This window comes from Bifidobacterium rousetti, assembly GCF_008698235.1.
Lineage (GTDB): Bacteria > Actinomycetota > Actinomycetes > Actinomycetales > Bifidobacteriaceae > Bifidobacterium > Bifidobacterium rousetti.
Genome location: NZ_PEBH01000002.1, coordinates 44,890 through 56,433, shown reverse-complemented (window position 1 = coordinate 56,433; position 11,544 = coordinate 44,890). Strand labels below are relative to the sequence as shown.

The 11,544-nt window shown below is 67.1% G+C and carries 8 protein-coding genes; 5 read left to right on the top strand and 3 right to left on the bottom strand.

What is annotated here, in order from left to right; all coding sequences use genetic code 11:
• Window positions 1–6: 6 nt before the first annotated feature.
• The gene (locus CSQ85_RS02770) at window positions 7–1,518 is read left to right on the top strand and encodes a bifunctional folylpolyglutamate synthase/dihydrofolate synthase (RefSeq protein WP_181281940.1); all 1,512 of its coding nucleotides are present in this window, start codon (window positions 7–9) and stop codon (window positions 1,516–1,518) included.
• Between the two features lie 4 nt (window positions 1,519–1,522).
• Window positions 1,523–5,161 carry a chromosome segregation protein SMC gene (gene smc, locus CSQ85_RS02765; protein ID WP_150382780.1) on the top strand — a complete coding sequence of 1,213 codons (3,639 nt, stop codon included), beginning with the start codon at window positions 1,523–1,525 and terminating at the stop codon, window positions 5,159–5,161.
• Window positions 5,162–5,372: 211 nt separating this feature from the next.
• Here the strand turns inward: smc and CSQ85_RS02760 are convergent, their stop codons facing one another.
• The 3 genes from CSQ85_RS02760 to CSQ85_RS02750 all read right to left on the bottom strand — a co-directional run bounded on the left by CSQ85_RS02760 (window position 5,373) and on the right by CSQ85_RS02750 (window position 9,991).
• A complete protein-coding gene (locus CSQ85_RS02760) occupies window positions 5,373–6,626 on the bottom strand; it encodes a carboxylate--amine ligase (protein WP_150382779.1) in 1,254 nt (417 codons plus the stop codon).
• A gap of 69 nt (window positions 6,627–6,695) precedes the next feature.
• Window positions 6,696–8,273, bottom strand: coding sequence for a Mur ligase family protein (locus tag CSQ85_RS02755; protein ID WP_150382778.1), 1,578 nt, complete (start codon window positions 8,271–8,273; stop codon window positions 6,696–6,698).
• A gap of 143 nt (window positions 8,274–8,416) precedes the next feature.
• Window positions 8,417–9,991, bottom strand: coding sequence for a UDP-N-acetylmuramoyl-L-alanyl-D-glutamate--2,6-diaminopimelate ligase (locus CSQ85_RS02750; protein WP_150382777.1), 1,575 nt, complete (start codon window positions 9,989–9,991; stop codon window positions 8,417–8,419).
• 187 nt (window positions 9,992–10,178) lie between these two features.
• Here CSQ85_RS02750 and CSQ85_RS02745 point away from each other — a divergent pair, with 187 nt between their 5' ends.
• The 3 genes from CSQ85_RS02745 (at window position 10,179) to CSQ85_RS13605 (ending at window position 11,473) form a co-directional block, all read left to right on the top strand.
• On the top strand, window positions 10,179–10,919 hold the full coding sequence (locus CSQ85_RS02745; RefSeq protein ID WP_223846830.1) for a sigma-70 family RNA polymerase sigma factor: 741 nt from the start codon (window positions 10,179–10,181) through the stop codon (window positions 10,917–10,919).
• On the top strand, window positions 10,916–11,230 hold the full coding sequence (locus tag CSQ85_RS02740) for a hypothetical protein (RefSeq protein WP_150382775.1): 315 nt from the start codon (window positions 10,916–10,918) through the stop codon (window positions 11,228–11,230). Before CSQ85_RS02745 ends, CSQ85_RS02740 begins: the two co-directional genes overlap by 4 nt.
• 168 nt (window positions 11,231–11,398) lie before the next feature.
• Entirely contained in the window at window positions 11,399–11,473 is a 75-nt protein-coding gene (locus CSQ85_RS13605; RefSeq protein WP_099327425.1) for a 50S ribosomal protein bL37, read from the top strand.
• The last annotated feature ends 71 nt before the right edge of the window (window positions 11,474–11,544 follow it).

Below are 11,544 nucleotides of genomic sequence, written 5' to 3'. Positions count from 1 at the left end.
AGAGGAATGTCATTCGAACATCCGAACAGGAACGGGGAGTCGATCGAGGACGTCGAGCTGGACATCATGAGCCGGCCGCCGGAGCACAACACCACCAACCTTGATCTGGACCGCATGAGCCTGATGCTCGACCTGCTGGGGCATCCGGAGGACTCGTTCCGTGTGATCCACGTGACCGGCACCAACGGCAAGGGATCCACCGCGCGCATGGCCGAGGCCATCTGCCGTGCCTACGGCATGCGCACCGGCCTGTACACCTCGCCGCATCTCGAGCGGATCAACGAGCGCATCGCCATCGACGGCCAGGAGCTCTCCGACGACGACTTCATCGACGCGTGGGACCAGATCAAGGACCTCGTCGCGATGGTCGATCAGAAGATGGAGGAGCAGGGCAAGCCGCGCATGAGCTTCTTCGAGGTCCTCACCTCGATGGCCATCTGGAAGTTCGCCGACGCGCCGGTCGACGTGGCCGTCGTCGAGGTCGGCATGGGCGGCGCATGGGACGCCACCAACGTGCTCGACGCCGACGCCGCGATCATCGGCCCGGTCGACATGGACCACATGCAGTGGCTCGGCGACACCGTCGAGCAGATCGCCACCGAGAAGGCCGGCATCATCAAGCCCGACTGCACCGCCGTCATCGGACCGCAGCCGCACGCCGAGGCCGTCATGCCGATCCTTCAGGCCGCGGCGGAACGCAACCACGCCAAGCTGGTGCGCGACGGCTACGAGATGGAGGTCGTCAGCCGCCTGCCCGCCGTCGGCGGCCAGGTAGCCACCCTCACCACGCCGCTCGGCACCTACGAGGAGGTCCCGATCGCCAAGTTCGGCGAGCATCAGGCACACAACGCGCTCGCCGCGCTCGCCGCATGCGAGGCCGTGATCCCCGTCTCCGGCGCGCTCGACAACGACATCGTCGACGAGGCGCTCTCCACGGTGAAGATCCCCGGACGCATCGAGCAGGTCCGTACCTCGCCGACCATCATCATCGACGGCGGCCACAACGTGAACGCAGCCGAATCGCTGAGGACCGCGATCGAGGAGAACTACCGCTTCGAGCAGCTCGTCGGCGTCGTCGCGATGATGGAGGACAAGCAGGTCGAGGAGTATCTGGGTGTCCTCGAGCCGGTCCTGAGCCAGGTGGTCGTCACCGAGAACTCGTGGCGCGGCCGCGTCATGCCGGCCGACGAACTGGAGAAGATCGCCGTGGAGGTGTTCGGCCGCGACCGCGTCATCAAGGAGCCGGAACTGCCCGACGCGATCCAGACCGCCGTGAACCTCGTCGACGAGGCCGATGATCTCGGCGTCGGCTATGGCCGCGGCGTGCTCATCTGCGGCAGCTTCGTCACCGCCGGCGACGCGCGCACGCTGCTCAAGGAGCACATGAGCCCGGTCATGAAGCAGGCGATGAGCATCCACCAGCCCGTCGTCGAACCGGACGACACGGATGAACCGGACGATATGGACGACACGGACGCCGAGCGGTCCGACGAGGAAGCGACGAACAAGGACGAGTAACTAGGTGTATCTCAAGGAACTCACCCTCAAAGGCTTCAAATCCTTCGCATCCGCCACGACCCTGCGCTTCGAGCCCGGCATCACCGCCGTCGTCGGACCCAACGGTTCCGGCAAATCGAACATCGTCGACGCCCTGACCTGGGTGATGGGCGAGCAGGGCGCGAGGAACCTGCGCGGCACCTCGATGGAGGACGTGATCTTCGCCGGCACGTCCTCCCGCCCGGCACTCGGCCGCGCGCAGGTGAGCCTGACCATCGACAACAGCGATCACGCGCTGGACATCGACTACAGCGAGGTCACGATCTCGCGCACGATCTTCCGCAACGGCGGCTCCGAATACGCGATCAACGGCTCGCCATGCCGTCTGCTCGACATCCAGGAGCTGCTGAGCGACACCGGTCTCGGCCAGCAGATGCATGTGATCGTCGGTCAGGGGCGACTCGATTCGATCCTCAAGGCCGACCCGTCCGGCCACCGCGCGTTCATCGAGGAGGCCGCCGGCATCCTCAAGCACCGCAAGCGCAAGGAGCGCGCGCTGCGCAAGCTCGCCAACACCGAGACCAACCTCAACCGTCTCGACGACCTCCTGGGCGAGATCCGACGTCAGATGGGGCCGCTCGGACGCCAGGCGCGCGTCTCACGCCGCGCCGACGCGATCCGGGTCTCCCTGCGTGACGCCCGATCCCGCCTGTACGCCGACGACGCCGTCGCCGCGATGCGACGCCGCGACGCCGTGCACGCCGATCTGACGCGCGTGCGCGGCGACCTCGGCGCGGCCCGGCGCGAGCTCGCGCAGGTCAAGGTGCGCATCGAACAGGTCGAGACCGCCGTGGGGCGTTCCAGCCCCGCCATCGACACGGTCAACCAGACGTGGCGCGCGCTCACGCAGATCCGGGAGCGGCTGGACGCGCTCGCCGCGCTCGCGGACGAACGCGGCCGCTCCCTCGCCGGTCAGGTGGTCGCGAATCCGGGGGAGGACCCATCGATCCTCGAACACCGCGCCGCCGAGCTCGAATCACAGGCCAAGGTGCAGTCCGAGGCGGCCGCGAACGCGCGGCTCGCGCTCGACAAGGCCACCGAGTCCCGCGCCGCCGGCGAGCAGCGGCTGGCCTCCGTGCGTCAGACGCTGGACGAGCTGCGCCGCACCGCCCAGGAGCGTGACGCGCGCGTCGCCAAGTTGCGCGAGATGATCGCGCGCGAGGAATCGGCCGTGCAGCTGGCCCAGGGCCGGGCGAAGGATCTCGCCGCGCAGTCGGAGTCGCTCGCCGCCCAGCGCGCCGACGCCCTGACTCAGCGCGACCGTCTGCGCGAGGCGTCCGACCCCGATGCCGACGACGGCTCCGAGGCGTTGGACGCGGCCCGAGGGCTCCTCGCCCGACGCCGCGACGAGCTCAACGACCTGCTTGACCGCCAGCGCGACCTCAACGCGCAGGTGATCTCGCTGAACGCCAAGGCCGACGCGCTTGAGGACACGCTGGCGAACCGCAGCGCCTCCGGATCGCTCGCCTCGGACAAGGGACTCGGCGTGATGGGCCGCCTCGCCGACTTCATCGCCGTGGCCGACGGCTGGGAGGAGGCCGTCGCACGCGCCCTCGACGGCTTCGCGGGCGCGTTGGTCGTCCCCGACGCCGCACACATGCTGCACGCCCTCGAACGGGCCGGCGCCGACCGTCTCGGACGGGCCGTCGTCGTCACCCCGGTGGATTCGACGGATGATGCGGACGACTCATCCCCGGCGGACCCGCAGCGACTCTCGTCGCTGGTCTCCGCCAATCCCGACGCCCCCGATCCGGCCGTGGCCGCCCGCGTGGTCGACGCGGTGCGGGTGCTGCTCGGCGGCTATGCGATCGCCGAGACCGCCGGGCAGGCGCAGCAGTTGGTCTCGGATTCCCCCGCCGCCGGTGCCGCGGCCCCGGTGCACGCGGTCACGCGCGACGGCGAGGTGTTCACCGCCGGCGTCGCCGCGGTCGGCGGCTCGTCGCTGTCGCAAAGCGACCTGTCACTGGCCGCGAAGCGCTCGCGCGCCCTGAAGCGTGTCAAGGAGCTGACCGCCGAACTCGCCGGGATCGACGAGAAGGTCACGGCCGCAAAAGCATCCCGTGACGAGGCGTCGCGGGCGGTCGACACCGCCGCGCAACGTCACACCGAGCTGCGGCTCAAGGCGCGTCAGGCCGCCGCGTCCCTTGCGTCGGCCGACGAGCTCGTCGCGAAACTGGACCGTCAGATCGTCCAGCTGCGCGACCGCGCCGTGCGCATCGACGGGGAGCAAGACACCCATCAGACGAAACTCGACGACCTGAACCACGCATTGCACACGGCCGAACAGGCCGAGAACGGGCATGCGGACGCCGACGAGCTCGCCGGGCGCGGGCGCGAACTGGAGTCGGCGCTCGGCATGGCACGCGATCAGGAGACGGCCGCGAAGATCGCATGGACTGAGGCGAGCCGCAAGGCGGAATCGCTCACCCGTCAGGCCGGCCTGCTGCACGCCAACGCGAAGGAGGTCGCCGAGCGCCGCGCCCGCATCGAGGCGCTGAACGCGAAACGCCGCGAACAGGCGGAACGCGCGCATCGCATCGCCCTGGACGCGCGGGACGCGGCCGCGATGGTCGAGCGGGCGATCGCCGACGTCGTGGAACGCCGCGACCGACTGCAGGCCGCCGCGTCCGACCACAATGCGGAGCTGAAGACCCTGCGCGAACGCCGCAACGCGATCGAGCCGACGGTCACCGACCTGACCGCGCGCGAGCACGAGCTTGACGTGACCCGCGAGCGCCTCGCCACCGAATACGGCCAGCTGACCCAGAAGGCGAACGACGACCTCGGCATGGGACTGGACGACCTGATCGCCGAATACGGCCCCGATCGGCCCGTCCCTGTCCTCGACGAGACCGGCGCCCCGATCCCGGTGGATGGCAAGGACAGCGAGGAGAGCAAGGACACCGGACCCGCCATCCGCACCGTCCCGTACGTGCGCGCCGAACAGGAGAAACGCCTCGAGAAGGCGATGCGCGACCTGAAGGCGCTGGGCAAGGTGAACCCGCTCGCCACCGAGGAATACGACGCCCTCGAGGAGCGACACCGGTATCTGAATGACCAGCGTAACGACGTGGCCAAGTCCCGCGACGACCTGATGGACCTGATTCAGGGATTGGACCGGACGATGGTCGACGTGTTCCGCACCGCGTTCGAGGACACCGCCAAGGCGTTCGAGTCGATGTTCGCCACGCTGTTCCCCGGCGGCACCGGCAGGCTCCGCCTCGAGAACCCTGACGACCTGCTTGCCACCGGTGTGATCGTCGAGGCCAGCCCCGCCGGCAAGCGCGTCAAGCAGCTGAGCCTGCTGTCCGGCGGCGAGCGCTCGCTGACCGCGCTGGCGCTGCTGTTCGCGATCTTCACCGCGCGTCCCAGCCCGTTCTACGTGATGGACGAGGTGGAGGCCGCGCTCGACGACGTGAACCTGACCCGTCTGTTGAACGCGCTCGACCGCTTGCGCGAGCACGCCCAGCTCATCGTGATCACCCACCAGCAGCGCACGATGTCCATCGCCGACGCCCTCTACGGCGTCACGATGCGCTCCGACGGCGTCACCGCCATCATCAGCCAGCGCCTCCCGCGCCCCAACCCCTCGAGCAATACCTGACAAGGCGCATGATCCGGTAGTCCCGCAAACGCGACATTTGCTGGAACAGAGTGTGGGGCGCCGGATTATGGTACGCGACCGTAGGCTTGGCCGAACGGCCTTGAGTGTGTCGTGTACCATAATCCGGCGCCCCACACGGCTCCCGGAAGTCATTTCTGCGGAAAAAGAGAGCATGATACCGTCACGTCGGACGGACGCCATCAACAAGGACTTATTTCTGCGCCTTGCCCAGATACCTGCGGAACTTCGTGATCTGGTGGAAGTAGTTCACCGCCGACCAGAACAGGTGCGCCAGCGTGTCCTTGCGGTAGAACAGCGGGCATCCCGCCTTGCCGGAGCGGATGCGCTCGAGCGCGCGCGAACGCTCCGGTTCGGCGACGTAGCGCTTGATGACCGACTTCGGCACCATCTGGAACAGGAACTCGCCGTCGAGCACGCGCCTGTCGATCGTCTTGCCGAGTACGAAGTGGTCGACGAACAGGGTGACGAAGTTGACGCCGGCGAGGGCCAGGTAATACGTGTTGCGGCCCGGCCGCGTGTTGATCTCGAAGAACTTGTATGTGCCGTCGCGCTCGTCGTATTTGGCGTCGAAGTTCGAGAAGCCCTCGTACTTGACCTCCTTGAGGAACCTCTCGGCCTGGGCGACCACGTCGGGCTGGTTGTCGTCCATGATGCACACCGGGTTGCCGATGGCGGTGGGGTGGTGGTCCTGCAGGAGGACCTGCCCGATGCAGGAGACGCGCACGTTGCCGTCGGCGTCGGAGAAGCAGGTGATGGAGCGCAGGTGGGAGTCGTCGCCGGGGATGCAGTCCTGAACGATGAGCTCCTTGTCGTACACCGAGTTCTGCAGTTCGGTGAAGACGTGTTCGAGCTCCTCGGGGGTCTCGATGGTGAAGACCTTCTCCTTGCCGGGGAATTCGGCGTAGTGGTAGCGCGCCGAATTGGAGGGCTTGGCGATCACCGGGTAGGTGAATTCGTCGACGGGGATCCTCACGTCCGGGTCGGAGCAGTCGAAGCGCCACGTCTTGGGGTAGGGGATGCCGAGCTTCTCGCAGATGTTGTAGAACTCGCCCTTCTGCGTGATGCGGTCGAGCAGGTCGAAGTCGATGTACGGCACGACGAAGTAGCGTTCGAGGCGTTCCTTGTTCTGGGAGAAGATGCGCGCGTACCAGTCGCCGGAGCCGACGAGGATCGGCACCTTGCGGCCGGCGAGTTCGGCGCCGAGCTTGTCGAGGTAGTCGAGCATGACGTCCTCCTGGTCGACGTGGGGGACGATCCGGTAATCGGCGAAGCGGCTGGTGGAGCAGAACTTCTGGTCGGCGGTGCCGATGACGATGCTTGTGACGCCGTAGGCTTCGTGGAAGCAGCGGATGTAGGAGTATCCGAGCGTGTCGGCGCCGAAGATGACCGGCTGCAGGTAGCGGGAGACGTCCCGTTCCGATCTGATGAGCGTGCGTGGGTTCATTGGGTTCCTCGCTTCTGTTTTCGTTTCTGCGTTTCTGCGTTTCGTGGGTGTGATGGGGTGCGGTGACCGTCAGTCGAGTCCGAGTTCGCGGCGCACGATGGTCGCGTCGCCGGGCCAGTCGACCGGCTTGCCGTCGATGATGTTGCGCGTCTCGTGGCCCTTGCCGATGACGAGGACGATGTTGAACCGTCCGTCGCGGTCGGTGGATTCGCGCGCCTCGCGGATCGCGGTGGCGATGGCCTGTTCGCGGTCGACGATGATGTCGACGGTCTGCCGGCCGTCGTCGGGCACGAAGGAGGCCATCTCCTCGCAGATCTTGCGCGGGTCCTCGAAGTTGGGGTCGTCGAGCGTGAAGATGAACGATTCGGCGCGTCCCAGCGCGCCCTTGACGATGCCTTCGCGCCGGTCGATGGCCTTGCCGCCGGTCGTGCCGGACACGAGCGTGATGCGCGGGTTGCGTTCGCCGTACACGCGGATCATCTCGTCGACGAGCGCCTTGGTGGACAGGTAGTTGTGGGCGAAGTCGACGTAGACGTGCATGCCGTCGGAGCCGATGAAGCGTTCCATGCGCCCCGGCACGTGCACGGTCTCGATCGCGTGCATCGCCTCGTCGCCGAACGGCACGCCGGCCTTCATCGCGATGGCGATCGCGGCGGCCGCGTTGAGGAAGTTGAATTCGCCGAGCATGTCGAGTTCGAACAGCTCCGCGTCGTCGCCGTGGGCCACGACGAAACCGGTCTTGCGGCTCGGGTCGGCGGCGACGACCACGTCGGCGGGCGTGTGCCGGCCCGCGGCCGGGTCGTGCAGCGCGAAGGTGGAGACGGGCGCGCCTGCGGCTTCGGCGTCCTCGAAGAGCAGGCCGACATGCGCCGAGTCTGCGCCGATCACCATCGCGCGCGAGTTGGCGATGATCTGGCGCTTGCAGTGGAAGTAGTCCTCGAACGTGGGGTGTTCGATCGGGGAGATGTGGTCGGGGGAGATGTTGAGGAAGGCGCCCACGTCGAAGGTGAGCCCGTAGACGCGCTGGATCTTGTACGCCTGGGAGCTGACCTCCATGACGAGGTATGTCATGCCGTTGTCGACAGCCTCGCGCATCATGCGGAACGCGTCGAGCGGCTCCGGGGTGGTGAGCTTGGACGGGGCGAACGTGCGCCCGTCGAGGCAGACGGCGATCGAGCTCATCATCGCCGCGCGGCCGCCGGAGTAGGCGTTGAGGATCGCGTGCGTGAAGTAGTCGGTGGTGGTCTTGCCCTTGGTGCCGGTGATGCCGACCAGGGTGAACTCGTCCTGCGGGCGGCCGTAGAACTCGGCGGAGAGCAGGCTCATCGCCTTGTGCACGTTCTCGACGATCAGACCGGGGGCCTTGGTGCGGTCCGAATGGTCCTCCTCGGCCACGTACACGCCGAGGCCCCGCTCGTCGATGCCGTTGAGGAACTCGGGCTTGAACCGGCCCTTGACGAACAGCAGCGAGCCTTCGCGCACCTGACGCGTGTCGTAGGTGATTGCCGGGATCGGCCTGTCGGCGCCGGGCAGGCGCGTCGCGTCCATGGTCCAGAGCCCGGGCGTGATGATCTCGCGCAGCAGGTGATGGTCTTCCAACAGCTTGGCCGCGGAGGCGAGGCTCAGCGGCGAAGTCGTGGTGGGCATGTTCTCTCTCCTAGTGTCGTGCGGCGCGCGGGTCTCGCGTGCGTCACCGCACGATACTACTCCACGGATGTGTTCATCCGATGTTCATCATGGGGTGGCCTATCGGGCCGTTCGTCGCCGTGCCCGCCGTGCATCGCCGTGCGTCAGGCGCCGAGCAGGCGTTGGACGACGTGGTCGTCGCCCTCGTACGGCACGTGCTTGTTGAGGTCCTTGATCCAGCGTTCGTGCCCCTTGCCGATGACGAGCACCACGTCGAGGCGGTCGGGGTGGGCCTTGGCGTCGGCGAGGGCGTCGGCGATCGCCTCGACGCGGTCGAGGATCGTCGTCGTGGCCACCTGCGGGTTCGTCACGGCCGCGAGCATGTCGCGGCAGATGTCCGCATACGGCTCGGTGTCGGTGTCCTCGGCGGTGAACACGAATCGGGCGATGCGGTCCTGCGCGGCCTCGACGATCTCGCGTCGGCGGTCGTACGCCTTGTTGCCGGCCGATCCGGCGACGAGCGTGATGTGCGGGTCGCGCCCGGCGTAGCGCGAGTAGACGAAGTCGAGCAGCGCCTTGACGGACGTGTAGTTGTGCGCGTAGTCGACGATCACGTCGGTGTCGCTCGCCTCGTCGCGGGTGAGCTCCATGCGTCCGGAGACGCGCGTGGGCTCCATCGCGTGCAGCGCCTCGACCGCGTCGGCGGGCACGCCGGCCGCGTGGGCGAGGGTGACGGCGGCGAGGGCGTTCTCGTAGTTGAAGTCGCCGACCAGATGCAGCCGGTAGCGGCCCAGGTCACGCCCGTCGAGGCGCAGGAGATAGGAGTCGTGGGAGGCGTCGGCGGGCCACGCGTAGGCGGTCGTGCCGGGGTCGGCCGGGGCGTCGGCCGGATCGGACGGCGTCTCGTCGAGCAGCGCGAAGTCACGCACGGGCACGCCCGCGGCGGCCGCGTCCTCGCGGATCAGGTCGGCGTGCGCGGCATGGGCGTTGAGCACGAGCGTGCGGCAGTTCGCGGTGATCTGGCGCTTGCAGTGCAGGTAGTCCTCGAACGTCGGATGTTCGATCGGGGAGATGTGGTCGGGGGAGATGTTGAGGAACGCGCCCACGTCGAACGTGAGGCCGTACACCCTGTGGACCTTGTACGCCTGGGAGCTGACCTCCATGACGAGGTAGCGCATGCCGTTATCGACCGCCTCGCGCATCATGCGGAACGCGTCGAGCGATTCGGGCGTCGTCAGGTCGGATTCGACGTAGGTGTGGCCGTCGAGGCAGTTGTCGACCGACGAGAACAGCGCGCAGCGGCCGCCCGAGTACGCGTTGAGCACGGCCTGCGTGAAGTACGCGGTGGTGGTCTTGCCCTTGGTGCCGGTGATGCCGATCAGGGTGAACTCGTCCTGCGGCCGGCCGTAGAACTCGGCGGCGAGCAGCGCGAGGGCCTTGCGCGCGTCGTCGACGATCAGGCCGGGCGCCTTCGTGCGTTCGGACAGGTCGGTTTCGGCCACGTACGCGGCGAGCCCCTTCTCGTCGCAGCCGTCGAGGAACTCGGGCCTGAACCGTCCCTTGCACACCAGGATCGCGCCCGCGGACACCGTGCGCGTGTCATAGGTGATCGACGCGAACGGCGTATCCGCATCCGTGACGTTGGCCGCGGTGCGGGTCCATGCGCCGTCGTGGATCACCTCCCGCAGCAGATGATGCCGTGCAAGCAGTTCGGCGGCGGAGTTCAGGGTCAGTGCCATGGGGAGGGATCCTTTCGGCTGGTCGATCATGTCGCTCCTACTGTGCGCGTCGATGCTGAAAATCATCTGAATGTCGTCCGGACGGAATGACCGTGAGCGCGCACAGGGCCGATTACAATGGGCGGACGTGACCACACAGACGAACGAGACCCTGACCGAACGGCGCACGAGGTTCGAGCGGCTCGCCATGCCCGCGCTCAACGCGCTCTACCGGCAGGCGATGCGGCTCACCAACAACCCGGACGACGCGCAGGACCTCGTGCAGGACACGTTCGAGAAGGGCTTCAAGGCGTTCGACTCGTTCCAGGAGGGCACCAACTTCGAGGCGTGGATGACCACGATCGAACGCAACACCTACTTCAACCAGTACGCGAAGGCGAAGCGCCGCCCGCAGCGCGCCAACGACGCGGACGGCGAATACGACGACTGGGACATCTACGAGGCCTCCGAGCACACCTCGGACGGGCTGAAGTCCGCCGAGGACGAGTACCTCGACGCCTTCGCCCCCGAGGAGATCATGCAGGCCCTCTCCAAGCTGTCGCCGGAACGCCGGCAGGTGTTCATCGACACGGCGATCGACGGCAAGTCCTACAAGCAGGTCGCCGAGGAGCAGGGCGTGAAGATCGGCACGGTGATGAGCCGTCTCAACCGGGCGCGCACGCAGTTGAAGCGCGAGCTCGCCTCCTACGCGCGCGAGCACGGCTACGGAACGCAGCTGCCGTCGGGTTCATCGAAGGCAAGGTCCGGTAAGTCCGGTAATGCGTCCGCCGTCTCGACGCCATCCGGTTCGCCGAAGGCAAAGTCCGGTGAAAAACCGCTTCGGGGACTTAATTCCGGCGATAATGAAGATGATGCCTCCCTGAGGGGCCGTGGAATCGACGGAATCGACGAAGCCCCGCATTCGAAGCGAAGGAAGGAGATACGATGAACGGACGGCATGTGGAGCATGTGCGTCATATCTCCATCACCCGCACATCGGCCGACGGCGTGGTCAGTCATATCAGTCATACGGAGGTGCGCATCACCGGCGCGGACGACGCCGACACGTACGACGTCTACGGCACGGATGCGCGCGATGAGTCCGCGGACGGCGACTGTTTCGACCCGTCGACCTGCTGTTCCGAACGCGAGCAGGCGATGATCGCCGCGCTGCGCGCCTACCTGCGCCCCGACGAGGCGCCGGAGTGCCTCAAGACCCGTATCAAGGAGTGCCTCGACCACTGCTGCGGCGAGCGGTGAGCGGCGGGGCGGATGAGTTCCGCGGTGTGCCGTCGGACGCCGCCGGGGCGCCCCGGGTGAACGGCGCATGTCCCGCCGGCAACGCCCGGTGAGACGCGCGGTTGAGAACGTCTGTGTGTTGTGGCATAATTCCGAAGGCTTATTTTTCTAGAAAAAAGGAGTCCAATCATGGGCATGCGCGGACGTAAGCGCAGGGATCGTCGTAAGAAGGCCGCCAACCACGGCAAGCGCCCGAACACCTGATCGATCCTGTCGCAAGACATATGAAAACCCGCCTGAACCTCACGGTTCGGCGGGTTTTCCTTTTCGTTCTT

What these genes read in the sequence shown, in the direction of transcription:
- CSQ85_RS02770 (WP_181281940.1), top strand. Translation starts at nt 7, where the DNA reads ATGTCATTCGAACATCCGAACAGGAACGGGGAGTCGATCGAGGACGTC.
- CSQ85_RS02760 (WP_150382779.1), bottom strand. Translation starts at nt 6,626, where the DNA reads ATGAACCCACGCACGCTCATCAGATCGGAACGGGACGTCTCCCGCTAC.
- CSQ85_RS02755 (WP_150382778.1), bottom strand. Translation starts at nt 8,273, where the DNA reads ATGCCCACCACGACTTCGCCGCTGAGCCTCGCCTCCGCGGCCAAGCTG.
- CSQ85_RS02750 (WP_150382777.1), bottom strand. Translation starts at nt 9,991, where the DNA reads ATGGCACTGACCCTGAACTCCGCCGCCGAACTGCTTGCACGGCATCAT.
- CSQ85_RS02745 (WP_223846830.1), top strand. Translation starts at nt 10,179, where the DNA reads ATGCCCGCGCTCAACGCGCTCTACCGGCAGGCGATGCGGCTCACCAAC.
- CSQ85_RS02740 (WP_150382775.1), top strand. Translation starts at nt 10,916, where the DNA reads ATGAACGGACGGCATGTGGAGCATGTGCGTCATATCTCCATCACCCGC.